This window comes from Burkholderia sp. Ac-20379 (assembly GCF_017104645.1).
In the GTDB taxonomy this organism is placed as follows: domain Bacteria; phylum Pseudomonadota; class Gammaproteobacteria; order Burkholderiales; family Burkholderiaceae; genus Burkholderia.
This window is the reverse complement of sequence record NZ_JAAGPF010000001.1, coordinates 17,689-43,353: the sequence shown is the minus strand read 5'-3', so window position 1 is coordinate 43,353 and position 25,665 is coordinate 17,689. Positions and strand designations below refer to the sequence as shown.

Annotated in this window: 14 protein-coding genes and 1 tRNA gene; 7 read left to right on the top strand and 8 right to left on the bottom strand. The window is 68.8% G+C overall.

Annotation, left to right across the window (positions count from 1 at the left end; all coding sequences use genetic code 11):
* Positions 1-145: 145 nt before the first annotated feature.
* Entirely contained in the window at positions 146-286 is a 141-nt protein-coding gene (locus G3N92_RS00085) for a hypothetical protein (protein WP_206125400.1), read from the bottom strand.
* Here G3N92_RS00085 and G3N92_RS00080 point away from each other — a divergent pair, their 5' ends adjacent.
* Positions 287-769, top strand: coding sequence for a DeoR/GlpR family DNA-binding transcription regulator (locus tag G3N92_RS00080; protein WP_206125399.1), 483 nt, complete (start codon positions 287-289; stop codon positions 767-769).
* 6 nt (positions 770-775) lie between these two features.
* A complete protein-coding gene (locus G3N92_RS00075) occupies positions 776-937 on the top strand; it encodes a hypothetical protein (RefSeq protein WP_206125398.1) in 162 nt (53 codons plus the stop codon).
* A gap of 10 nt (positions 938-947) precedes the next feature.
* Here the strand turns inward: G3N92_RS00075 and G3N92_RS00070 are convergent, their stop codons facing one another.
* The 4 genes from G3N92_RS00070 to G3N92_RS00055 form a co-directional block, all read right to left on the bottom strand.
* Positions 948-1,274 (bottom strand): hypothetical protein, encoded by a 327-nt coding sequence (locus tag G3N92_RS00070; RefSeq protein ID WP_206125397.1) that lies wholly within the window; start codon positions 1,272-1,274, stop codon positions 948-950.
* Positions 1,275-1,390: 116 nt separating this feature from the next.
* Positions 1,391-1,672, bottom strand: a complete 282-nt coding sequence (locus G3N92_RS00065) for a DUF4148 domain-containing protein (RefSeq protein ID WP_339385804.1) — start codon at positions 1,670-1,672, stop codon at positions 1,391-1,393.
* A 142-nt stretch (positions 1,673-1,814) separates the two neighbouring features.
* On the bottom strand, positions 1,815-2,570 hold the full coding sequence (locus G3N92_RS00060) for a hypothetical protein (protein WP_206125395.1): 756 nt from the start codon (positions 2,568-2,570) through the stop codon (positions 1,815-1,817).
* A 500-nt stretch (positions 2,571-3,070) separates the two neighbouring features.
* Positions 3,071-3,922 carry a hypothetical protein gene (locus G3N92_RS00055; RefSeq protein ID WP_241014467.1) on the bottom strand — a complete coding sequence of 284 codons (852 nt, stop codon included), beginning with the start codon at positions 3,920-3,922 and terminating at the stop codon, positions 3,071-3,073.
* Between the two features lie 394 nt (positions 3,923-4,316).
* Here G3N92_RS00055 and G3N92_RS00050 point away from each other — a divergent pair, with 394 nt between their 5' ends.
* Positions 4,317-5,114, top strand: coding sequence for an alpha/beta fold hydrolase (locus G3N92_RS00050; RefSeq protein ID WP_206125394.1), 798 nt, complete (start codon positions 4,317-4,319; stop codon positions 5,112-5,114).
* A 233-nt stretch (positions 5,115-5,347) separates the two neighbouring features.
* Here the strand turns inward: G3N92_RS00050 and G3N92_RS00045 are convergent, their stop codons facing one another.
* Positions 5,348-6,775, bottom strand: coding sequence for an efflux transporter outer membrane subunit (locus G3N92_RS00045; protein WP_206125432.1), 1,428 nt, complete (start codon positions 6,773-6,775; stop codon positions 5,348-5,350).
* Between G3N92_RS00045 and G3N92_RS00040 the strand changes: the two genes are divergently transcribed.
* Positions 6,729-6,810, top strand: a tRNA-Ala gene (locus G3N92_RS00040). The genes G3N92_RS00045 and G3N92_RS00040 overlap by 47 nt on opposite strands.
* On the opposite strand, the gene G3N92_RS00035 is transcribed toward G3N92_RS00040, so the two are convergent.
* The gene (locus G3N92_RS00035) at positions 6,798-8,837 is read right to left on the bottom strand and encodes a MacB family efflux pump subunit (protein WP_206125393.1); all 2,040 of its coding nucleotides are present in this window, start codon (positions 8,835-8,837) and stop codon (positions 6,798-6,800) included. The two genes, G3N92_RS00040 and G3N92_RS00035, sit on opposite strands and share 13 nt — an antisense overlap.
* A gap of 2 nt (positions 8,838-8,839) precedes the next feature.
* Complete coding sequence (locus G3N92_RS00030; protein WP_206125392.1) at positions 8,840-10,033, bottom strand: efflux RND transporter periplasmic adaptor subunit; 1,194 nt, start codon at positions 10,031-10,033, stop codon at positions 8,840-8,842.
* A 420-nt stretch (positions 10,034-10,453) separates the two neighbouring features.
* On the opposite strand from G3N92_RS00030, the gene G3N92_RS00025 reads away from it, so the two are divergent.
* From G3N92_RS00025 to G3N92_RS00015, 3 genes are all read left to right on the top strand, one after another.
* Entirely contained in the window at positions 10,454-10,681 is a 228-nt protein-coding gene (locus G3N92_RS00025; protein WP_206125431.1) for an MbtH family NRPS accessory protein, read from the top strand.
* A 10-nt stretch (positions 10,682-10,691) separates the two neighbouring features.
* Positions 10,692-11,456 carry an alpha/beta fold hydrolase gene (locus G3N92_RS00020; RefSeq protein ID WP_206125391.1) on the top strand — a complete coding sequence of 255 codons (765 nt, stop codon included), beginning with the start codon at positions 10,692-10,694 and terminating at the stop codon, positions 11,454-11,456.
* Positions 11,457-12,149: 693 nt separating this feature from the next.
* Positions 12,150-25,664, top strand: a complete 13,515-nt coding sequence (locus G3N92_RS00015; RefSeq protein ID WP_206125390.1) for a non-ribosomal peptide synthetase — start codon at positions 12,150-12,152, stop codon at positions 25,662-25,664.
* The last annotated feature ends 1 nt before the right edge of the window (position 25,665 follow it).

Here is a 25,665-nt window from a genome sequence, read left to right as displayed (position 1 = left end):
CCGCCGGCAAGTTATGCTGGTTTCGTCTGCGGAAAGCGCGGCGCCGGGCGCATTTTCCGTGAAGTATTCGCATCGTTGAGGCGATGCGAAGAAAGCGGCGCGGCCGCGATGGCCGGCGCCGCCGTCGTCCGTGTTTACGGGCCGGTTACCACCGCGCCCCGAACGTCGCGCACAGCTCGTCGATCTGCCGCGCATCGAGCGGCGCGACCGGCGTGCCGCGCGCCTGCATCGTCAGGAACAGCCGCGCGGTTTCCTCCAGTTGATGGAGGCGCTCGGCTGCTCGCACATGACGGTGCGGCGCGACATCGCGCTGCTCGAGCGCGACGGGCTCGTGCATTCGGTGCCCGGCGGCGTGCGGGTGGCGAGCCACGTATCGAAGGCGCTGATCGATCCGGACGAGAAGCGCGCGATCGCGCAACTCGCCGCGTCGTTCCTGCGGCCCGGCATGACGGCGTATCTCGACGCGGGCACCACCACGCTGGCGCTGGTGCCGCACATCCTGGCGCTGCCCGACATCACGGTGGTCACCAACGATTTCCCGATCATGCAGGCGCTGATGAACGCCGGGCACGTGGCCGCGATCCACACCGGCGGGCTGCTCGATCACGCCAATCAGTCGAGCGTGGGCGAGCTGGCCGCGGCCACGCTGCGGCAGCTTGCGGTGGACGTGGCGTTCATCTCGGCGAGTTCCTGGGATTTGCGGCGCGGCATGACCACGCCGTCGCCGCCGAAGATCGACGTGAAGCGCGCGGCGATCGACGTGGCCTAGCAGACGGTGCTGCTCGCGACCAGCTCCAAATACGGCACGTTCAGCACCTACAAGATCGCCGATCTCGAACGCTTCGGCCATATCGTCAGCGGCGCCGGCCTGCCCGAGGCGGCGGCGTCGGGCATTCATGCGGCGGGCTTGTCGCTGAAGCTGGCCTCGGTGGCCTGAGCGCGTCGATTCAGCGCCCGGCGCGCCTGCCGCCGTGAAACTGCCCGAAATGCCGGGCGGCGAACAGGCTGAGCGCCAGCATGCCCAAACCGAGCGCGGCCGCATCGGCCGTGTCGCGCAGGTCGAACTGCCCCACGTGGCAGGTCAGCGCGTAGCCCACCGCCAGATTGAAAAACCCCCACACGACGTTCACCGTGGACGAGGACAGCCCGCGTCCGCGCGGCGTGGCGAACGGGCTTTGAAACGGTTCGCCGCGAACGCCGCTGACGACATGCGGCAGGGCGTTGGCGAGGAACACGCCGCCGAAGAACCACGCTACGAAGTGAAGCCAGGGCATTGTCGGGCACCTCTCGAGACGGGAAGGTTGGGCAGGCGCTGCGTGGCGAATCGCGCGCGGCGCAGCGGCGATGGCCGCCGGATCGCGGCCATCGCACGATGCTACCCGGATCGGCTTCAATGATGCAGATACGGCGATGCCGTGCGCCCCGCGCCGGCCTCGCTGCGCGCGCCGGCCTGATAGCCGACGCCGGCCGACGCCTGCGCGCCGTGCAACCGCGCTTCGGCGGCCTGGATCGCGTCGGGGTAGCGGATGTCGTTGCGCGCGGGACGATAGCCGACGGCGGCGAGTTGGTCGAGTTCCTGGCGCACCTCGGCGCGCGTGACGGTGGATTGCGCCTGCGCGGCGAACGAGGCGGCGAGTGCGGCGAACAGCAGAACGAGCGATTGCGTTTTCACGATGAGGCTCCTGTAACGTCTCGGCAAGGACGCTTGCCGATCGACAGGACGCATTCTCCGCACGCGGGCGCCGCGAAAACAGACACGCGGCGTCATGATTTCAGTGCGCCGGCGGCACCAATGCGGACGCCTGCCGCAGGCGCTACTTCGCTTGCACGACCAGCCCGCGCGCGATCGCGGCCTTGTAAGGCGCGTCGAGCGTCAGCGCGTTGCGGTACAGCGTGCGCATCGCCGTGCAGGTGTCGGCCGGCGTGGCGGTGGCCGGCGCGCGCGTGGCGTCGAGGAAGGTCTTGCGCCCGGCGGGCGGCAGCGGCTGCACGATTCGTTCGAGCGCGGTGGTGACGGCCGCGCGGTCGGGGTCGATCGCGGGCGTGTTGTCGAGCACGGCCTGCACCGAGGCCAGCGAGATGTCGAACCACGCGTTCGCATCGGCCTCGTTCAGGCGTGCGATCGCGTCGTTGAGCATGCGTTCCTTGTCTTCGGGCTTGACGGCCGGCCGCGACAACGTCTGGCAGTCCTGATCGGGCATGCCCGCCACGAGCTTCGCCATCAGCGCGAGCCGCTGTTCGAGCTGCGCGTCGGACAGGCGCGGCAGGCCGTCCTGCGCGAGGCCGTAGCCCTTTGCGTAGCCGTCGGCCTGCTTGTCGCCGGCCAGCGCGGCCTGGAACTTCGCGTTGTCGTCGAGCTTCTCCATGAAGCGCTCGTAGGCCGCGTGCGCGGGCACGTTTTCGGCGAACGGGTTGTCGTCGTCGGCTTCATCTTCCTGCTTGCTGCTGGTGGAGGCGGGCGGCGTGGTGCCGTCCGGCGCGCCGCGAAGGTGCTGCACCGTGCGCACCGCGATCACGCCGAGCACGGCGGCGAGCAGATAAACCAGAAGGCGATTCTTGCGTGACGTCATCGATCCACCGTCGGATTGTCGGGTTGGCGCCGGCAGGGCGGATGGCCTGCTTGCATGGCGTGGCCTGGATGGCAGGCGCCGTGCGTAATATATCGACGCCGCCGGACGGTGGCAACGACGCGCCGCGCGGCGCGTCGCGTCGCGACGGATTGCAAGTTTGTGAACGCTCGGCCCGACGATGGCGTGAACGTGTGGGGCAAGTCTGCGGCGCGAAGCGCTGTTGCGCACGCGTGACCCGAAACGACGGCATGCGGCGATGGCGTGAACGCGCGGGTCGAATCCGCGGCGCGAAGCGCTGTTGCGCACGCGTGACCCGAAACGACGGCATGCGGCGATGGCGTGAACGCGCGGGTCGAATCCGCGGCGCGAAGCGCTGTTGCGCACGCGTGACCCGAAACGACAGCATGCGGCGATGGCGTGAACGCGCAGGTCGAATCCGCGGCGCGAAGCGCTGTTGCACACGCGACTCGGCCCGAAACGGCCACGCGCCGAATACGCGTTCAGCCGGTGCGCGTCAGCCCGGCCGCGACGCCGGCCTGCGCATCGGTGCGGCGGCCGCGTGCGTTCGCGCGAGGCGGCGCGGGCAGCTTGACCGAGCTGTTCCAGCCGCTCGCCTGCACGTCGCGAATCTCGCGCGCGGCGACCGACGCGATGCATTGACGGCCCGGCATCGGCAGATCGATCACGCGCCAGGTGCCGGCGTCGTGCGTGTGCACGCGATGCGCGTGCGTGTCGGTCGTCTGGCACAGATAGCCGGCGGCGGACGGCGTACCGGCCGCGGCGGCCACGCTGGCGAGGCGCACGCGATGCTGCTCGTCGTCGTTCACCACGTCGCCGGTCGAAAACGCGGTGGCCAGCCCGAGCGGCTGCGCACCGATCCCGATCAGGATCCAGATGCCCGCGTAGGCCACGGCGATGTCGATCGGCTGCTTCGCGTCAGGCAGGTTCAGCGTGACGCGGCCGCTTTCGTGATCGACGATCTCCAGCGATTTCGGCGGCACCGCGAGCATGCCGCCGAGAATCCCGCGCAACACCGCGCGGCCCACCGCGAAGCGCTTGCCGATGCTTGGCTGCGGAAAGCACTTGGTGCGTTTGCGTTCGTGCGGCGAGAGGCGCGCGAACGCATCCTCGCGCGACAGCAGTTGCCATTCGGGGCGCAGCAGCCAGAGGCGCAGCGCGTCGTCGTGAAGCGGCGCGTCGCAAAACGGTGGCTGTTCGGCCAGCGGGTGCGTGCTGAAGTGCAGGCCGGGGGCGAGTTCGATGCGGCGTTCGGCCTGTGCGGCATCGATGGGCGCGGGCGCGGCGCTGCCCGTGGCGGCCAGGCTGCGGTGTTCGCGTACGTCGGCGCTCATGCGTGTCCCTCCCACCGGCGAGCGGTGCGGCCGGCCCTCGGGGTAGACGATCGCGCGGCGGCATGCGGCAGGTTCTCGGCATGCATGATCGTTCCAGCTCTCTCTGGTTGTGATTCGAAGTGCCGCTATGTTCCGATAATTTTGAGATTAATGCAAATGGTTCTCATTTGCAGAATGTAAGCGTGGTTTACCAGGCTGCGCTGCCCGGCAGAGCGCGACGCACGACACGCTTTGCGACACCGCTTGACAGGGCCGGGCGTGCATCGCAGAGTACGCAGCCCGCCATCAATGATTCTCATTCGCACTGCATGCGGCGATGCGAAGCGAGGCGTTGATTCCACAATGTTCCGTGGCGAGCCGCTGCCGTGCGGTCGCGCCCGAGGTGTACCGATCGATGTCCGCGAATGGAGTCGCACCGGCGAGCGTGCCGCCCGTGCAGTTGTTCTGTCTTGCCCATGCGGGCGGGGCCGTTTCCCTGTATCGGCGCTGGCAGCAGGCGTTGCCGCATGGCGTCGAACTGGTGCCGCTGGAGTTGCCGGGCCACGGCACGCGCCGCACGGTGCCGCCCATCGCGCAATGGCCGGCGCTGCTCGAGACGATGCGTGCCGAATTGCAGGCGCGGCGCGACCCCGAGCGCGCGTTCGCGTTGTTCGGGCACAGCATGGGCTCCCTGATCGCCTACGAGCTGATTCATGCATTGCGCGAGCACGGTGGCGGCACGCCGGTGTGGTTCGGGGCGTCGGCCTCGGTTGCGCCCTCGCTGCGCGTGCGCGAGACGCACTGGCTCGAATGCACGCACGATCAGTTGGTCGCGCGGCTGCGTTCGCTGGGCGGCACGCCCGAGGCGTTGCTGCGCGAGCGCGATTTCATCGAGATGCTGCTGCCGCTGTTTCGCGCCGATTTCCATCTGTGCGGCATGTATCCGAGCACGTTTCCGGGGCCGTCGCAGCGCCCGCTGCTCGACTGCCCGGTGACGGTGTTGACCGGCCGCGACGACGCGAATACCGCCGACGCCGCCAAGCTCGCGGGCTGGCGCGACACGACGCGTGGAGACTGCACGTTCCACGCGTTCGCCGGCGGGCATTTCTATCTCGAAACCGGGCCGGGGCCGGTGCTTGCGCAAGTGGCCGAATCGTTGGCCCGGGCGATGGCCCGGCCGCCCGCGCCCGCCGCCTCGACGGCCGGGGCGTGAATGGTTTGGGTTGATGGGGATGCGGGCTGGCTGCGTTCGAGCGGGATCTTGGCTGAGTTCGGGCTGAGTTCGAGCGGGATCTCGGCTAAAAATCCCGGCTGACCCGGCTGACCCGGCTGACCCGGCTGACCCGGCTGACCCGGTTGACCCGGTTGACCCCGACCGAGCCCCGACCGAGCCCCGACCGAGCCCACCGGCTGCGCGCCGGGGTGCGCCCCCCGGCTGCGCGAGCATCAACCGGCCGAGATCGGGCGCGGCGAGCCGGAATCCGCCTTGCCGGCCACGGCGTCGCCGTCCGGTTTCCGCCAGCCGCCGCCCAGCGCCCGGTACAGGCCCACCGACGCCTGCAGGCGCGCCAGTTGCAGCGAGGCGGCGCTGTCCTGCGCCGTGAACAAGGTCTGCTGCGCGCTCAACACCGTCAGGAAGGTTTCCGCGCCGGCGCGGTAGCGGCTTTCGGCCAGCGTCAGCGCGTGTTGCGCCGCGTCCACTTCGTCGCGGCTGGCGGCCAGTTGCGCGTCGGCGCCTTGCACCGCGTTCAGCGCGCGTTCGACGTCGCCGAAGGCCGCGACGATCGCCTGCCGGTAGGTGGCCAGCAATTCGCGCCGCTGCGCCACGGCCAGATCGCGCCCGGCGCGCAACGCGCCGCCATTGAAGATCGGCGCGGTCAGGCCGGCCGCGACGCTGTAGACGGTGCTGTCGAACAGCGTGCGGATCTTTTCGCTGCCGACGCCGACCGAGGCCGAGAGGCTCAGGCTCGGCAGCATGGCCGCGCGGGCCACCGTGATATTCGCATCGGCCGCGGCCAGCAGCGCCTCGGCGCGCGCCAGATCGGGACGCTGCACGAGTACCGAGGAGGGCACGCCCGCATCGATCGCGGGCGCCTGCACGGCGTCGAGCGAGCCGGTGTTCAGTTGCAACTGCGCAACCGGTTCGCCGAGCAGCACGGCCAGCGTGGTCAGGCTGTCGTTGGCCTGGCTCGAGAGCGCGGCCAGGCTGCGGCGTTGCGCGGCGGCCGCCGCGCGTTGCTGCGCCAGCTCGGTCGCGGTGGCCGCGCCGGCCCGGTAGCGCGATTCGACGTTGGCCAGAACGCGCGCCGCCGATTGCAGGTTGCGTGCGGCGATGGCGGTGCGCTCGCGCATGGCCACGGCCTGCAGCCAGGCGTTCGTCACGTCGGCCGACAGCGTCAGCGCGACCGTGTCGCGGTCGTACGCCGAGGCGCGCCAGGTGGCGCGCGCGGCGTCGCGCGTCGCGCGGTTCTTGCCCCAGAAATCGAGCTCGTAGCTGGCGACCAGGCCGAGGTCGAAACCGGTGCCGTTGTCGCTGGTGCTGGAGACGATCAGGCCGCCCTGATGGCTGGCGTCGCCGAACCCGGACACGGTCGGCAGCAGCGCGGCGCCGGCGATCCGGGCGGAGGCGCGCGCTTCGTCCACGCGCGCCATCGCCGCGGCCAGATCGTTGTTGTTGGCGCTGGCTTGCGCCACCAGCCGGTCGAGTTCGCTGTTGCCGAACGCGCGCCACCAGTCGTCGGCCAGCGTGTTCGTTGCCGCGGGTTGGCCCGGCGCCGCCTTCGCGAAACGCCATGCCTCGGGCGCGGCGATGCCCGAATCGGTCGAGGCGGGGCCGGCGCAACCGGCCAGCGCGGCGGCCGCGCACGCCGCGATCCAACGTTGTCGTGTGTTCAAGTCATTCCCCCGCGAGCGCGACCACCGGGTCGAGGCGCGCCGCCTGCCTGGCCGGCATGAAGCCGAAGATGAGGCCCGTCGCCAGCGCGCAGGCGAACGCGCCTACGATCGCGCGGATCGAGAAGATCGCCGGCACGCCGCACGCGATCAGCACCGCGCCGGTGGCCAGGCCGCCCGCCACGCCGAGCAGCCCGCCCACGCCCGAAACGAGCGTGGCCTCGGTCAGGAACTGCCGCATGATGTCGCGTTGCCGCGCGCCGGTGGCGATCCGGATGCCGATTTCGCGGGTGCGCTCGCGCACCGTCATCAGCATGATGTTCATCACGCCGATCCCGCCCACCAGCAGCGAGATCGCCGCGATCAGGCCGAGCATCAGCGTGAGCGTGTCCTGGGTTTCGGTTTGGGCCTTGACCGAGGCGGCCGCGTTGTACACCTGGAAGTCGCGCATGTGATGGTTGTCCTCGAGCACCCGGGTGATGCGCTTGGCGGTGTCGTCGGCCCGATCGAGATGGCCGATCAGGATCGAGATCCACGACAGGTTGTCGGTGCCCACCAGCCGGTGCGCACCGGTGGTGAACGGGATCAGGATCACGTTGTCGTCGTCGGCCTCGCCCGAGGTGGCGCCTTTCTCCGCGAGCTCGCCGATCACCTGGAACGGCACGTTGTTCACGAGCACGTAGCGGCCGAGCGGATTGGCGTCGCCGAACAGCTTTTCCCGCACGCGCTTGCCGATCACGGCCACGGTGGCCAGATCGTGCACGTCGTGCGCGCTGAAGAAGATGCCGCGCACGGGCTTCCAGTTCAGCACCGTCGGCGCCTGCTCGGTCACGGCCCAGATCGGCACCGACACGTCGAGATTGCTGTAGCGCACGGTGGCGCTGCTGCTCAGGAACGGCATCGCGGCCGTCACGTCGGGCACTTGCCGCACCAGGTCGGCATCGCCCACGGACAGCGTGCCGCCGGGGCCGCGCGGGTTGTCGCCGCCCGGCACCACGTACATGCGGTTGGTGCCGAAGCTCGCCATCTTCTCGATGACCTGCCGCTCGGTGCCCGCGCCGATCGCGAGCATGGCGATCACCGAGGTCACGCCGATGATGATGCCGAGCAGCGTCAGCAAGGTGCGGAAGCGGTTGATCCACAGCACGCGCCAGGCGGCGCGCATCGCATCGCCCACTTCGGCGAGCAGCGGCGCGGTGTGCGCCACGCCCGAGCTCATGGTCGCGATCAGCGAGGCGGCGTCGAGCGAGGCCGGCGAGCCGGGCGGGCGCGCCGTCGCGCCCGAATCGGCCACGATCTGCCCGTCGCGGATCTCGATGGTGCGTTGCGCGCGCGCGGCGACCCGCCGGTCGTGCGTGATCAGGATGATGGTGTGGCCGGCCTCGGCCAGCTCGGCCAGCAGCCGCATCACCTCGGCGCCGCTGGTGGTGTCGAGCGCGCCGGTCGGCTCGTCGGCCAGCACGATGTGGCCGCCGTTCATCAGCGCGCGGCTGATCGAGACGCGCTGCTGCTGGCCGCCGGAGAGCTGGTTGGGCCGGTTCGCCAGCCGTTCGGCGAGCCCGAGCCGGGTGAGCAGGGCGGTGGCGCGCCGCTCGCGCTCGGCGGCCGGCACGCCGGCGTAGATGGCCGGTACTTCCACGTTCTCGCGCGCGCTTTCGGTGGCGATCAGGTGATAGCCCTGGAACACGAAGCCGAACGCCTCGCGCCGCAGCCAGGCCAGCTCGTCGGCGTCGAAATGCGCGATGTCGCGGCCGCCGAAGCGGTATTCGCCGGCGCTCGGGCGGTCGAGGCAGCCGAGGATGTGCATCAGCGTCGATTTCCCCGAGCCCGAGGCACCGACGATCGCGACGAATTCGCCGGCATGGATCGACAGATCCACGCCGCGCAGCACCTCGACGGCCGGCAGCGGCTTGCCGTCGGGGCCGAGCGTGTTGCCGCCGTAGGATTTGCGGATGCCGCGCAGCGCGATCAGCGGCGGCGCGGCCGTGCCTTCGTCGCCTGCCTTTGCCGCCGCCGCCGCGTTGGCTTGCGGAGGGCGCGCCACGCTTACCAAGTGAATCTCCCGTCCGAGGCGCGGCGGCGCGTGACGTTGGTCACGAGCTTGTCGCCGGCGGCAAGACCCGACAGTACCTGGCCATTGAGCCGGTCGCGCACGCCGAGGCGCACCTCGCGCGATTCGATCCGGCCGCCCACCAGCACCTGCGCGGTGTAGGCGGCCGATTGGCCCGGCACCGGCGTCAACGCCACCAGCGGAGCGATCAGCGCGTCGTGCACGTGGGCGGCGATGAAGAACACCTGGGCGCTCATCTGCGGCATCAATTCGGCGTCCTGGTTCTCGACGTCGAACAGCACCGTATACAACACCACCTTGCTGGCGCCCGCGCCGCCCGCTTTCGAACTGCCCGACTGCGCGCCGCTGTCGGCCGGATTCACAGGGTTGGGCGGCGCGGGCAGGATCTGGCGGACCTTGGCGTTCCAGCGCCGGTCGAGCGAGCCCAGCGTCGTGAAGTACACCGGCATGCCCGGCTTCACATGCAGGATGTCGGCCTCGGACACTTGCGTCCACACCGTCATGGTGGAGAGATCGGCGATGCGCAGGATGTTCGGGGTCTGGTAGGTCGCGTTCAGCGTCTGGCCGGCGCGCGCGTCGAGCGTGACCACGGTGCCGCTCATCGGCGCGTAGATGCGCGTGTAGCCGAGCTGGGCCTGATCGCCCTTGAGCGTCGACTGCGCGCCGTCGATCTGCGCGCGCAGTTCGTCGATCGTCGCGCGGGCGGCCGCCAGCGCGGCCTGGGCGGTTTGGACGTCTTCGTCGCGGGTGGAGCCGTCGGCGGCCATGCGGCGTTGCCGGGCATATTGCGCGACCGCCAGATCGCGCTGCGCGTTCGCGCCGACCAGTTGCGCGCGCAGGCTGGCGAGCGTCGACTGGTCGACGTCCACCTTGGCCTGCTGGATGCTCGGATCGATCTCGACCAGCAACTGCCCGCGCTGCACCTTGTCGCCGGGCTGCACGTAGATGCGGCGGATTTCGCCCGACGCCTGCGCGCCGACGTCGACGTAGCTATGGGGCTGAAGGGTGCCGAGCGCGGTCACGCTCGATTCGATGTCGCCGCGCCCGACGGTGACGGTGTCGGCATGTTCGACGATGCGGAAGAACACGGCCCAGACCAACCAGATCGCAAGTAACAGAACGGCAAGCAGAACAACGGTGTGGCGAATACGTTTCGGAATACGTCTCATCTACGAGCTTTGGAATGGAAGATGACGGCCTAAGGATAATGATTCTTATTTGCGAAATATTGTGCCATGGTGATCTGGCGCCACGGAGAAATTTTTGTGGCGGCGCGGCTTGCGTAGCAGGGAATTGCACGCCCGGGCCGTGCCGTGCCAGCTGCCTGGCGCCTTGCCGGCGCGGGCGTTGTCGGCCGGGTTGGCCCGCCGGGGCGGGGGTTGCGTCGGCAGCCGCGTGCCGCGCAAAGCCGTACCGGCCACACGCCTATACCTTGACAAGCCGCCCCGCTCAGCATATTTTGCTGGGCGATTGCGAACAATTCTCATTCTTACTTTCATTGAGCGAATGGTTCGCAGGTTCGACACAGGCGCTGTTCGCGGCTTCGACTCGCGGGCGGCATGAGAGACGCAGGCATTCTGGGGGTATCGATGAGCTGGGACGACGACAAGGCCGAATTCGAAGTGGTCATCAATCAGGAAGAGCAGTACTCGATCTGGCCAAGCTACAAGGCCATTCCGGGCGGCTGGCGCGCGGTCGGCAAGAAGGGCCCGAAGGCCGACTGCCTGGCCTATATCGAGGAACACTGGACGGACATGCGTCCGGCCAGCCTGCGCGCGGCGATGGCCGCCAACGCCGGCGGCGCGAGCACGCACTGAAGGATCGCAGGTGCTGAACCCATCCGGCCGCGACGACACGCTCGCCCTGTTCTGCCTGCCCTATGCGGGCGGCAGCGCGACGGTGTTTCGCGGCTGGCAGGCGCGGGTGCCAGCCTGGCTGGAACTGGTGCCGTTGAATCTGCCCGGGCGCGGCGTGCGTCAGCGCATGGCGCCGCTGCATCGGCTCGACGAGCTGATCGCGGTGCTGATCGACGATATGCGTCCGCGGCTCGACCGGCCGTTCGCGATCTTCGGGCACAGCATGGGCGCGCTGGTCGGTTTCGAGCTGGCCCAGGCGCTGCGGCGCGTGGCCGGGGTGTCGCCGCGGTGGCTGGGCGTGTCCGCCTGCCGGGCGCCGTCGCGCCGCGAGCGCGAAACGCACTGGCTGACTTGCCCGGAGCCTGAATTCATCGACGAGGTGCGTGCGCTGAACGGCATGCCCGACGAGCTGCTCGACAACCGCGAGTTCATGGAATTGGTCATGCCGATGCTGCGCGCGGATTTTCATCTGTGCGGCACGTACGAGCCGCAGCCGACCCGCGCGCGTCTGACTTGCCCGATGCTCGTGATCGGCGGTGCGCGCGACGCCGAGCTGGCCGGCGATCCGGCCAATCTCGCGGCGTGGGCGGACGAAACCGCCGGGCCGGTGGTGCATCGCGAGATCGATGCCGGCCATTTCTTCATCAATACCCATCGCGAGGAACTGATCGGCCATGTGCTGGACAGCCTCGCGACGGTGCGCGGGCCGGGCCGGCTCGCGGGCCTCGCCGGCTGAGGGCCGTGTGCCGGCGTGCCGCCGGCGCCAGGCGTTGCCGTGGCGAGCCGCCGCTGAACACCGCTGCCTCGGCGCGTCATCGCCGGGGCAGGCAAGGCGCGTAGAGAGCGCGCAATACCGTTTCGCCCCGGGCGGGACGGTGCGATTCGGGATGAGCCAGGTTGCATCTCCCCAGCCACGTCGATCTCGACGGATGCCGGATCGCCGACAGAAACGATGCGGAACCGCGCTCGCGGTTCCGCGGCCGGCTTGCCTGCCGTTGCGCGCGCCCGTGAGGCGCGGCGCCGGCGGGGCGGGCCGATCGACAAACAGTCTTGAACAGGGAGAGGGTCATGGTGGGCCATCAAGGGCGTGCGGCGCCGGCCGTGCAACGACGCGGTGCGCGATGTCATGCGGATGCCGCGATGCAGGCGCGCGGCGAGCCGCTGCCGGCCGTCGCCGTGTCGGCGCGGCTGCATCGTGCCGCCGGCCGCGCCTGCCAAACCCGCTCTCGACCTCCCGTCCCGAATCGCACCGCGCCGGCTTTGCCGCGACGCGGCGCGTCACGGCGACCGGCCTGAATCAACGATCGATGTCCCGGCCTATGCACCGCGCCAGCGCGTGCCAGCCGGCCGGGAACGAACTATCTGAATCCGGCCATCGCCTGGCGAGCGCGATGGCGCCGGACTGCAAGAACCTCGGAGCGGGTAACAAATGAGCGAAATCGCGCGTGATCTGGACAGCGAACTGCTTTCCATTTCCCGGACCTACGTCGGTCTGCCGCCTGAAAAGCGCAGCGTGTTCCGGGCGCGCCTGGCCGCGCGCGGCATTGCACGGGCCAGCCTGCCGATCGTGCCGTTCCCGGGCGAACCGGTTCGGTTCCCCCTGTCGCACGCCCAGGAGCGTTTGTGGTTCCTGTGGAAGTTCGAGCCGCAGGGCGCAAGCTACAACATCACCGGCGCGGTGCGCCTGGACGGCCAGCTCGATGCCGGCGCGGTGCGCAAGTCGATCGACTGGGCCAGCGCGCGCCATCCGAGCCTGCGCAAGCGGTTCGAGGAGCAGGACGGCGTGGCGTATCAGGTGGTGGGCGACGCGAGCCACGGCTGGGCCACGCACGATCTCTCGTCGGAGCCGGCGGGGCAGCCGCGCGAGGCCGCGCTGCGCGCGTTGCTGCGCACGCTGTCGCTGCAGCCGTTCGACCTGATGGCCGGCCCGCTGCTGCGGGTGGCGCTGATCCGTTGCGACGACAGCTCGCACGTGCTGCATTTCTCCATGCACCACATCGTCTCGGACGCGTGGTCGCTCGACATCCTCACGCAGGAGTTCGCCACCGCCTACGCCGCGTTCTGCCGCGGCGCCGAGCCCGAGCTGGCGCCGTTGGGCATCCAGTACGGCGACTACGCGCTGTGGCAGCGCGAATGGCTCGACGAGCAGGCGGTGGAATCGCAACTGGCGTACTGGCGCGACCGGCTCGGCACCGAGCATCCGGTGCTCGAGCTGCCGATGGCGCGCAAGCGCACCGGCCTGCGCGGCACCGAGGGCGGCCGCGTGTCGATGCAACTGTCCGCCGCGCTGTCGTCGGCGTTGCGCGCGCTGTCGCAGCGCCATGGCGCGACGCTGTTCATGACGCTGCTGGCGGCGTACGACGTGCTGCTGGCGCGCTACAGCAACCAGCAGGACATTCGCGTCGGCGTGCCGACGGCGGGCCGCGATCGTTTGGAGACGGAAGGCCTGATCGGCTTCTTCGTCAACACGCTGGTGATTCGTTCGGAGCTGGCCGGAGTTCGGGATTTCGGTGGCTTGCTCGCGCAGGTGAACGAGCGTGTGCTGGAGGCGCAGGCGCATCAGGATCTGCCGTTCGCACGGCTGGTGGACGCGTTGCAGCCGGCCCGCAGCCTGAGCACCAGCCCGCTGTTCCAGGCGATGTTCAATTTCGCCGGCGCGGAGCGCGGCGAGGCGAAGCTGCCGGGGCTGACGATTCGCGGCGCGGCAGGCGAGATGGAAACCTCGCGCTTCGACCTGGTGCTGAACGTGGCGGACGGCGAGGCGATCGGCGTGGCGCTGGGCTTCGCGCGCGACGTGTTCGACGAGCCGGTGGTGGCGCGCATGCTGGGCCATTACGTGGAAATTCTCGAACAGATCGTGACCGAAGAGGCCAAGCCGCTCGGCGCGATTGTGCTGAACGTCGAGGGCGCGTGGCAGGCCGAGCCGATTGAGACGGCGTTCGAGCCGATCGTGCGGCGCATCGCCGAGCAGGCCGTGCGGCAGCCGCTGGCGCCGGCCGTCCACTGCGAAGGCGAGCGCCTGAACTACGGCGAGCTGGTGGGCTGGTCGAACCGGATCGCACGCCGCCTGGCCGCGCTGGGCGTGCAGCCCGACGAGCGCATCGGCCTGTGCCTGACGCGCTCGGCGGGCGTGATCGCGTCGCTGCTGGGCGTGCTGAAGTCGGGCGCGGCGTTCGTGCCGCTCGACCCGGAATACCCGGCCGACCGCCTGGCCTACATGATGGAAGACGCCGGCGTGCAGCGCGTGATCGCGGATCGCGCGACGGCTGCAAACCTGGCGGATGTGCTGGCAGGCAAGGACGTGATCGATCTGGCGGACGTGTCCGGCGAATCAGACGCGCCGTTCGATACCGACGTGCACCCGGACCAACTGGCCTACGTGATCTACACGTCGGGCTCGACGGGGCGGCCGAAGGGCGTGGCGATCAGCCATCGCTCGCTGAGCCTGCACCTGAACGATTTCATCGGCACGTACGACATCACCTCGGACGACAAGCAACTGCAATCGTCGACGATCAACTTCGACGTGGCGCTGCACGAAATGCTGCCGGCGCTGATGCAGGGCGGGCAGGTGGAAATGCGCGGCCCGCAGCTGTGGGATCTGGAAACGACGAGCCGCCATCTGGCCGAGGAAAACGTGACGTTCTCGCGGATTCCGACGGCGTACTGGCAGCAATGGCTGCGCGAACCGCCGTCGCGCGAGGCGCTGAGCGCGCTGCGTCAGATCACGGTGGGCGGCGAAGGGTTGCCGGGCGACTCGCTGCGCCAGTGGCGCGAAGGGCCGCTGTCGGCGATCCAGCTCGACAACCTGTACGGCCCGACGGAAACGACGGTGGCGTGCATGTACCGGCGCACGGAAGCGTCGGACGTGGATCAGGCGATCGTGTCGATCGGCGTGCCGTATCCGTCGCGCAATGCCTACGTGATGGATGCTTCGGGCAACGAAGTGCCGGTGGGGGCGCTGGGCGAATTGTGCATCGGCGGGAACACGCTGGCGCGCGGTTATCTGGGCCGTGCGGGGCAGACGGCGGAAAAGTTCATTCCGAACCCGTTCCGCAACGACGGCTCGCGCCTGTATCGCTCGGGCGATCTGTGCCGCCGCCGCGAGGACGGCACGATCGACTTCCTGGGCCGTATCGACCAGCAGGTGAAGCTGCGCGGTTTCCGCATCGAACTGGGCGAGATCGAAGCGGCGCTGCGGCAGGTGCCGGGCGTGAAGCAATCGGCGGTGGAACTGAAGGGCACGGGCGACGGCAAGCGGTTGGTGGGCTATGTGTCGGGCGGAGTGGACAGCACGGCGCTGCGCAGCGGTCTGGAAGGCAAGCTGCCGGGCTACATGGTGCCGTCGGCGTTCGTGGTGCTGGCGCGGCTGCCGGTGATGCCGAACGGCAAGATCGACCGCAATGCGTTGCCCGAGCCGGACGACGTCGCGATCGACCATTACACGGCGCCGGTCGGCGAGCTCGAGGTGACGCTGGCCCGCGTCTGGGCCGAGATCCTCGGCGTCGAGCAGGTCGGCCGTCACGACAATTTCTTCGAGCGCGGCGGCGATTCGATTCAGAGCCTGAAGGCGATCGCGGCGCTGCAACGCGTGGGTATCGAGATCAGCCCGCGCCAGATGTTCGAGAACCCGGATGTGGCGGCGCTCGCCGCCGTGGTGGCGGCTCAGGCGGATCACATCGGCGATGCCGAGCCGGCGCCGGCATTGCTGCCTTTGCCGGCCGGCGAGCGCGCCAACCTGCCGTTGTCGCATGCGCAGCAGCGTCTGTGGTTCCTGTGGAACCTGCAGCCCGACAGCAACGCGTATCACATGCCCGGCGCGATTCGCCTGCGCGGGACGCTCGACCGGAACGCGCTGCGCGCCAGCTTCGACTGGCTCGCGGGCCGGCACGAATCGCTGCGCACCACGTTCGTGGCCGCGGGCGACGGGCGCGCGACGCAACGGATTCACGACACGCTCGCCCACGATTTCCGCTCGATCGATGTCGCGGCCGAGGCCGATCGCGACGCGGCCGTCGCGGCCTGGGCGGCACGGCTTGCCGCCGAGCCGTTCGACCTGACGGGCGGGCCGCTGCTGCGCGTGGGCTTGGCGCGCATCGCGCCCGGCGAGCATGTGCTCGTGGTCGTCATGCATCACATCGTGTCGGACGGCTGGTCGGTAGGCGTGCTGCTGCGCGAATTCGTCGACGGTTACCGCGCGTTCGCGGCGGGCGCGGTGCCCGACGTGCAGGCATTGCCGATCCAGTACGCCGATTACGCGGTCTGGCAGCGGCGCTGGCTCGAAGCCGGCGAACAGGATCGCCAGCTTGCCTATTGGCGCGATCTGCTCGGCGGCGAGCAGCCGGTGCTGGCATTGCCGGCAGACCATCCGCGTCAGGCGCTCGGCGCCTACCGCGCCGCGAGCGAGCGGATCGAGCTGCCGGCCGAATTGGGCCGCGCGCTGGTGCGCGTGGCGCGGCAGCGCAACGCGACGCCGTTCATGGTGCTGCTGGCGGCGTTCGACGTGCTGCTGCATCGCTATACCGGCGAAACCGATGTGCGTGTCGGCGTGCCGGTGGCGAACCGCAACCGTCCGGAGACGGCTGGGCTGATCGGCTTCTTCGTCAATACGCAGGTGCTTAAGGCCGACCTCGACGGGCGCACGACGTTGGCCGCGCTGCTCGATCAGGTTCGTACGCGCGCGCTCGACGCGCAGGCGCATCAGGATCTGCCGTTCGACGTGCTGGTGGATGCGCTGCAACCGGAGCGCAGCCTGAGCCATACGCCGCTGTTCCAGGTGGCGTTCAACCATCAACGCAACGACTATCAGGCGGCCAACGAACTCGAAGGGCTCGGCGTCGAGCGTTATGGCGTCGGCGGTGGCGCGGCGCAATTCGAGTTGACGGTCAATACGCAAGAGCTGCCGGACGGCACGCTGTCGGCCAGCCTGCGCTATGCCGACGAATTGTTCGACGCACGCACGATGCAGCGCTTCGGCCGTCACTACGTGCGCGTGCTGGAAGCGTTGACGGGTGACCTGTCGCGCAGCGTGGACGAGATCGCGCTGCTCGACACGGACGAGCGCGATGCATTGCTGGCCTGGGGCCGTAACGACGTCGCCTATCCCGACGCGCTGCCCGTACACGAACGCATCGCGGCGCGCGCGCAAGCGACGCCGGATGCAATTGCCGTGGTCTACGGCGATCAATCGCTGCGCTACGGTGAACTCGACGCACGCGCCAACCGCCTCGCGCATCGGCTCGCGAAGCACGGCGTTGGCCCGGAAGTGCGTGTGGGCATCGCGGTCGAGCGGTCGATCGAGATGATCGTCGGATTGTTGGCGATCCTGAAGGCTGGCGGCGCTTACGTGCCGCTCGACCCGGATTATCCGCAAGATCGGCTGTCCTACATGATCGAGGACAGCGGCATCGCGTTGGTGCTGACGCAAAGCGGCGTACGCAACACGCTGCCGATTCCGTCGTCGCTCGATGTGCTCGAACTCGACGGGCTCGACCTGACCTCGGAGCCGGAAACGGCCCCGGCCGTGAAGGTGGCGCAGGGCAATCTGGCCTACGTGATCTACACCTCGGGTTCGACGGGCCGCCCGAAGGGCGCGCAGCTTGCGCATCACAACGTGGCGCGCCTGCTAGACGCGACCGAACACTGGTTCCATTTCGACGAGAACGACGTCTGGACGATGTTCCATTCGTACGCGTTCGACTTCTCGGTCTGGGAGATCTTCGGTGCGCTGTGCTACGGCGGCAAGCTGGTGGTGGTGCCGTTCGTGGTGAGCCGTTCGCCGGAAGAGTTCGCGGCGCTGCTGCGTCGCGAGCGTGTGACGGTGCTGAACCAGACGCCGTCGGCGTTCCGTCAACTGATGGCGGTGCCGGGGATTTACGACGGCGAGCCGCTGGCCTTGCGCGAAGTGATTTTCGGCGGCGAGGCGCTGGAGCCGCAAACGCTGGCGCCGTGGATCGCGCGCTTCGGCGATGCGCAGCCGCGTCTCGTGAATATGTACGGCATCACCGAAACGACGGTGCACGTGACGTACCGTCCGATCGGCGCGAACGATCTGAACGAAGGCGTGAGCCCGGTCGGGGTGCGGATTCCGGATCTGGGGATTTACGTTCTGGATGCCGAACGGAACCTGGTGCCGGTGGGTGTGACGGGCGAGTTGTACGTGGGCGGTGCGGGCGTGGCGCGCGGTTATCTGAACCGGGCGAGCCTGACGGCGGAACGCTTCGTGCCGGATCCGTTCGGCGCGAACGGCGAGCGCCTGTATCGCACGGGCGATCTCGCGCGCTGGACGGCGGACGGCGCTCTGGAATATCTGGGCCGGATCGATCATCAGGTGAAGATCCGCGGCTTCCGGATCGAGCTGGGCGAGATCGATGCGCAACTGCTGGCGCAGGCTGGGGTGCGGGAATCGATCACGCTGGCGCAGGAAGGCCCGAGCGGAGCGCGGCTGGTGTCGTACGTGACGGCGAAGGGCGATGCCGCGCTGGACGGGCAAGCCCTGCGCACGGCGCTGGGCGCGACGCTGCCGGATTACATGGTGCCGACGGCGATTCTGCCGCTGGAAGCGCTGCCGCTGACGGCGAACGGCAAGGTGGATCGCAAGGCGTTGCCGCAGCCGGAGTTCGAATCGGCGGCTGTATATGCAGCGCCGGAGGGCGAGGCGGAAGCGGCGTTGGCGTCGATCTGGCGCGACGTGCTCGGCATCGAGCGCGTGGGCCGCCACGACAACTTCTTCGAGCTGGGTGGCGATTCGATCCTGAGCCTGCAGATCGTGGCGCGAGCGCGCGAGGCCGGGTGGAAGATCACGCCGCGCCACGTCTTTGAACATCAATCGTTGGCGGCGCTGGCGGCGAGCCTGGCGCACGGCGATTCGGCCTACGTGGCGCCGCCGGCCATCGAGCCGGTGCCGGCCGAACATCGCGGTGCGCTGCCGCTGTCCCACGCGCAGCAGCGCCTGTGGTTCCTCTGGAACCTGCAACCCGACAGCAGTGCTTATCACATCGACGGCGGCCTGATGCTGCGCGGCGAGATCGACATGGCTGCGCTGCGGGGCAGCTTCGATGCGCTGGTCGCGCGCCACGAATCGCTGCGCACGCGCTTCGTCGAAGCGGCCGACGGCCAGGCCGTGCAGGTCGTCGACGACGCCGCGACGGCGCGTTGCGATTGCCGGATCGTCGATCTGGTCGATCGCGCCGATCGCGATGCGGCGCTGTCGGCCTGGACGGCATCGTTGAGCTACGCGCCGTTCGATCTCGGCAAGGGGCCGCTGCTGCGCGTGGGCGTGGCGCGGCTTGCGGCCGACGAGCATCTGCTGGTGGTGGCGATGCACCATATCGTCTCGGACGGCTGGTCGATCGGTGTGCTGCTGCGCGAATTCGTCGACGGTTATCGCGCGTTGTCGGCCGGCCAGCCGTTCGTTCAGGCGGCCTTGCCGATCCAGTACGCCGATTACGCCGTCTGGCAGCGCCGCTGGCTCGACGACGGCGAGCAGGCGCGACAGCTGGCTTACTGGCGCGGCGTGCTCGGCGACGCGCAACCGGTGCTGGCCCTGCCGGCCGATCGCCCGCGCCAGGCGCTGGGCAACTATCGCGCGGCGAATCAGCGGATCGATCTGCCGCCGGCGCTGGGCCGGGCCCTGCACCGCGTGGCGCGTGAACGCAACGCGACACCGTTCATGGTGCTGCTGGCGGCGTTCCAGATTCTGCTGCATCGCTATACCGGCGAGCGCGAGATCTGCGTCGGCGTGCCGGTGGCGAATCGCAACCAGCCCGAGACGGCAGGCCTGATCGGCTTCTTCGTCAACACGCAGGTACTGAAGGCGGAGCTCGACGGCCGCACCACGCTGGCCGCGCTGCTCGACCAGGTGCGCACCCGCGCGCTCGATGCGCAGGCGCATCAGGATCTGCCGTTCGACGTGCTGGTGGATGCGCTGCAGCCGGAGCGCAGCCTGAGCCATACGCCGCTGTTCCAGGTGGTGTTCAATCACCAGCGCAGCGATTTCCGCATGCTCGATCAACTGCCGGGCCTCATTATCGAGGGCCGCGATCTCGATGAAGGCGCGGCGCAGTTCGAGTTGACGCTTAACACGTGGGAAGCGCCCGACGGCACGCTGTCGGCCAGCGTTCGATACGCGCGCGAGTTGTTCGATACGGAGACGATGGCGCGTTTCAGCCGCCATTATGTCGGCGTGCTGGAAGCGCTGACCGGGGATCTGCAGACGCATGTCAATGCGGTGGCGTTGCTGGAAGACGCCGAACGCCATGCGTTGCTGGCGCTGAGCCGGGTGGATCGGGCGTATGCGGAGCAGCGTCCGGTGCACGAAATCATCCGTGCGCAGGTCGAGGCGACGCCCGATGCGGTGGCGGTGGAATTCGGTTCCGAGGCATTGACGTATCGCGAGCTGGATGCGCGGGCGAATCGCCTGGCGCATCGGTTGATGTCGCTTGGCGTCGGCGCGGAAACGCGTGTGGGTATCGCGGTCGAGCGCTCGGTCGAGATGGTGGTGGGGCTGCTGGCGATCTTGAAGGCGGGCGGAGCGTATGTGCCGCTCGATCCGGAATATCCGCAAGATCGTCTGGCCTACATGATCGAGGACAGTGGCGTGGCGTTGTTGCTGACGCAAAGCCACGTGCGTGCATCGCTGCCGGTTCCGGCGGGCCTGAGCGCGCTGGATCTCGATACGCTGGATCTGTCGTCGGAGTCGGACAAGGATCCGGGCGTGGCGGTCGATGTCGAGAACGCGGCCTATGTGATTTACACGTCGGGTTCGACGGGCCGCCCGAAGGGGGCCGTGAATCGTCACGTTGCGCTGACGAACCGCATCGTCTGGATGCAGGAAGCCTACCAGCTCGATGCAACGGATACGGTGCTGCAAAAGACACCGTTCAGCTTCGACGTATCGGTGTGGGAGTTCTTCTGGCCGCTGATGGTTGGCGCGAAGCTGGCCGTAGCGAAGCCGGGCGATCACCGCGATCCGGCACGTCTGGTGGAGTTGATCCAGGCTTACGGTGTGACGACGCTGCACTTCGTGCCGCCGATGCTGCAAGCGTTCGTGGCGCACGATGACGCGGCGCGTTGCACGAACCTGAAGCGGATCGTATGCAGCGGCGAAGCGCTGCCTGCCGAACTGGCGAACCGCGCGCTGGCCTTGCTGCCGAACGTGGGCGTATTCAACCTGTACGGCCCGACCGAAGCGGCGATCGACGTCACGCATTGGACGTGCGTGGCCGGTGCCGACAACGTGCCGATCGGCCGTCCGATCGCGAATATTCAGACGTACGTGCTGGACGACGCGCTGAATCTGGCACCGCGTGGTGTGGCCGGCGAGCTTTACCTTGGTGGCATCGGCCTGGCCCGAGGCTACCTGAACCGTCCGGGCCTGACGGCGGAGCGCTTCGTCGCCGACCCGTTCGGCACTAATGGCGAACGCCTGTACCGCACGGGCGACCTGGCGCGCTGGAATGCCGATGGCGCACTGGAATACCTGGGCCGGATCGATCACCAGGTGAAGATCCGCGGCTTCCGCATCGAGCTGGGCGAAATCGAATCGCAACTGACGGCGCAAGCCGAGGTGCGCGAGGCGGTGGTGACGGCGCAAACCGGCGCGGGCGGCGCTCGCCTGATCGGTTACGTGACGGCAGCGGAAGGCGAAACGATCGACGTGCCGGCGCTGCGCGCGAAGCTTGGCGAAACGCTGCCGGACTACATGGTGCCATCGGTGCTGATGGTGCTGGAAGCGCTGCCGCTGAACCCGAACGGCAAGGTGGACCGCAAGCTGCTGCCGAAGCCGGAAGCGGAATCGGCGGTGGCCTACGCCGCGCCGGAGGGCGAGGCCGAACAGGCGCTGGCGGCGATCTGGTGCGAGGTACTCGGTATCGAGCGCGTGGGCCGCCACGATAATTTCTTCGAGCTTGGCGGGCATTCCCTGCTGGTGATGCAGGTGGCGTCGCGCCTGAAGCAGCGGCTCGGCATGGCGGTACCGATCGTCACGCTGTTCGTGCAACCGACGATTGCGAGCCTTGCTCCGGCACTATCCGAGCATGCGGCCGCTGGCGCCGATCTGGTGCCGATTGCCCGCCGCGCGCATGAGCATGCGCGGATTCCGCTGTCGCATGCGCAGGATCGACTCTGGTTCCTGTGGAAGCTCGACAGCCATAGCGCCGCTTACAACACCGTCGGCGCGACGCGCTTCGAAGGCGCGCTGAATATCGCGGCCGTGCGTGCCGCAATCGACCATGTCGTCGCGCGACACGACATCCTGCGCACGCGATTCGAAGAGCATGGCGGAGTGGCGTGGCAGGTTGTCGGCAGCGTGGACTACGCATGGCAGACACGCGATCTTGCGATGTCCGCCGAGGCGGGGCACGACGAAGCCATGCTTGCGATGCTGCGCGAACTGTCGGCGCAGCCATTCGATCTTCAGAGCGGACCGTTGCTGCGCGTGACGCTGATTCGCTGCGCCGATCGCCTGCATGTGCTGCACTTTGCAATGCATCACATCGTTTCGGATGCCTGGTCTCTGACCATTCTTCAGCGCGAGTTTGCGGAGGCGTACGCCGCTGCGTGCCGGGGCGCGTCGCTGGCGTCCGGATCGCTGCCGATCCAGTATGGCGATTACGCGCTCTGGCAACGCGAACAGCTTCACGAGCGGGCGATCGATGCGCAGCTCGAATATTGGCGCTTGCGGCTCGGCACGGAGCATCCGATCCTGGAACTGCCGACGGCGCGCAAGCGCACGGGCTTGCGCGGTTCCGAAGGCGGCCGTGTATCGCTGCGTCTGCCCGTGGCATTGTCGAGTGCCCTGCATCGCGTCTCGCAGCGCCATGGCGCGACGCTGTTCATGACGCTGCTGGCGGCGTACGACGTGCTGCTGGCGCGCTACAGCAATCAGCAGGACATTCGCGTCGGCGTGCCGACGGCCGGCCGCGACCGGCTCGAGACAGAAGCGCTGATCGGCTTCTTCGTCAACACGGTGGTGATCCGCACGGAACTGGCAGGTGTCGACAATTTCGGCACGTTGCTGGCGCAGGTGAAGGCGCGGGTCATGGAAGCGCAGGCGCATCAGGACCTGCCGTTCGCGCGGCTCGTGGAGGCTCTGCAACCCGCGCGCAGTCTGAGCCATACGCCGCTGTTCCAGACCATGTTCAACTATCTGGAAGCCGGTGGCGAGGGCGTTCAGCTGCCCGGCTTGACGGTGTCGAGCGTGAACAACGGCTCGGAAACCGCCCGCTTCGACCTGGTGCTGAACGTGGCGGACGGCGAGGCGATCGGCGTGTCGCTGGGCTTCGCGCGCGACGTGTTCGACGAGCCGGTGGTGGCGCGCATGCTGGGCCATTACGTGGAAATTCTCGAGCAGATCGTGACCGAAGAGGCCAAGCCGCTCGGCGCGATCGTGCTGGACGTCGAGGGCGCGTGGCAGGCGGAACCGATTGAAACGGCGTTCGCACCGATCGTGCGGCGGATTTCGGCGCAGGCGGCCGCGAACCCGCTGGCGCCGGCCGTCCACTGCGAAGGCGAGCGCCTGAATTACGGCGAGCTGGTGGGCTGGTCGAACCGGATCGCACGCCGCCTGGCCGCGCTGGGCGTGCAGCCCGACGAGCGCATCGGCCTGTGCCTGACGCGCTCGGCGGGCGTGATCGCGTCGCTGCTGGGCGTGCTGAAGTCGGGCGCGGCGTTCGTGCCGCTCGACCCGGAATACCCGGCCGACCGCCTGGCCTACATGATGGAAGACGCCGGCGTGCAGCGCGTGATCGCGGATCGCGCGACGGCTGCAAACCTGGCGGATGTGCTGGCAGGCAAGGACGTGATCGATCTGGCGGACGTGTCCGGCGAATCAGACGCGCCGTTCGATACCGACGTGCACCCGGACCAACTGGCCTACGTGATCTACACGTCGGGCTCGACGGGGCGGCCGAAGGGCGTGGCGATCAGCCATCGCTCGCTGAGCCTGCACCTGAACGATTTCATCGGCACGTACGACATCACCTCGGACGACAAGCAACTGCAATCGTCGACGATCAACTTCGACGTGGCGCTGCACGAAATGCTGCCGGCGCTGATGCAGGGCGGGCAGGTGGAAATGCGCGGCCCGCAGCTGTGGGATCTGGAAACGACGAGCCGCCATCTGGCCGAGGAAAACGTGACGTTCTCGCGGATTCCGACGGCGTACTGGCAGCAATGGCTGCGCGAGCCGCCGTCGCGCGAGGCGCTGGCTGCGCTGCGCCAGATCACGGTGGGCGGCGAAGGGTTGCCGGGCGATTCGCTGCGCCAGTGGCGCGAAGGGCCGCTGTCGGCGATCCAACTCGACAACCTGTACGGCCCGACGGAAACGACGGTGGCGTGCATGTACCGGCGCACGGAAGCATCGGACGTGGATCAGGCGATCGTGTCGATCGGCGTGCCGTATCCGTCGCGCAATGCCTACGTGATGGACGCTTCGGGTAACGAAGTGCCGGTAGGCGCACTGGGCGAGCTGTGCATCGGCGGTAACACGCTGGCGCGCGGTTATCTGGGCCGCGCGGGGCAGACGGCGGAGAAGTTCATCCCGAACCCGTTCCGCAACGACGGCTCGCGGCTGTATCGCTCGGGCGACCTGTGCCGCCGTCGCGAGGACGGCACGATCGACTTCCTGGGCCGTATCGACCAGCAGGTGAAGCTGCGCGGCTTCCGGATCGAGCTGGGCGAGATCGAAGCGGCGCTGCGTCAGGTGCCGGGCGTGAATCAATCGGCGGTGGAACTGAAGGGCACGGGCGATGGCAAGCGGTTGGTGGGCTACGTGTCGGGCGAAGTGGACAGCACGGCGCTGCGCAGCGGGTTGGAAGGCAAGCTGCCGGGCTACATGGTGCCGTCGGCGTTCGTGGTGCTGGAGCGGCTGCCGGTGATGCCGAACGGCAAGGTCGACCGCCACGCGCTGCCCGAGCCGGACGGGCTCGCGCAAGCCGATCGGGTTGCGCCGCGCAACGACGACGAAGCCGCGCTGCTCGCGCTCTGGCAGGCCGTGCTTGGCCGCGACGATTTCGGCGTGACCGACAACTTCTTCGAGGTCGGCGGCGATTCGCTGGCGGCGCTGCGCATCACGCACCGCGCGGCCGCGGCTGGCCTAGGCGGCTTGACGCTCGAAAGCCTGTTCACGCAGCCGACGGTGGCCTCGCTGGCGGCGTGGCTCGATGCGAACGCGCTGCCGCCATCGATCGTGCCGCTGAATGCCACGAGCGCCGCCCGCAAGCTGTTCGTGCTTCATCCGGTGTTCGGCTTGGTGGGCGAATACCGCGAACTGGCGGCGGCGCTGGACGGCGAGGTGGCGGTCTATGGCCTGCAGTCGCGCCATTACACCGATGCGGCCTGGTGGCCGGCGAGCTTCGACGCGGTGATCGACGATTACGTGGCCGATATCCGTCGCGTGCAGCCCGAGGGGCCATACCGCCTGCTTGGCTGGTCGTCGGGCGCCGTGCTCGGCGTCGAGCTGGCGCATCGCCTGGAATCGCTCGGCGAAACGGTCGCATGCCTGCTGACCGTCGATTCGGGGCCGCCCGCGCGGATCGCGACCGATGCCGCCGAGGTCAGCCCGGCCATGGCGCGCCGGCGCGCGCTGCCGGAAGAACTGGAACCGCTGCGCGAATTCATCGCGCAGACGGACAAATGGAAAGGCCTCCTGCCCGAGGGCGAGCAGGAGGCATTGCTGGAACAGGTGGCGTTGGTGTCGAAATACTTTGAATCGCTGCAACAGGTGCGCGTCGCGCGCGAACTGGCCGTGCCGGTGCGGCAATGGTGGGCCGAACGCACGGAAACCTCGGTCGATGCGATGCGCGACGGCTGGCAAGCCTATGTGCCGGGCGAACGCGCCGGCGATCACGCGATCGATGCCGACCACGTCGGCATCCTGCACGACGCCGGCTTCATCGCGCAGGTGCGCGAGCTGCTGACCGACCACGACGCGAGCGAGGCTTGAG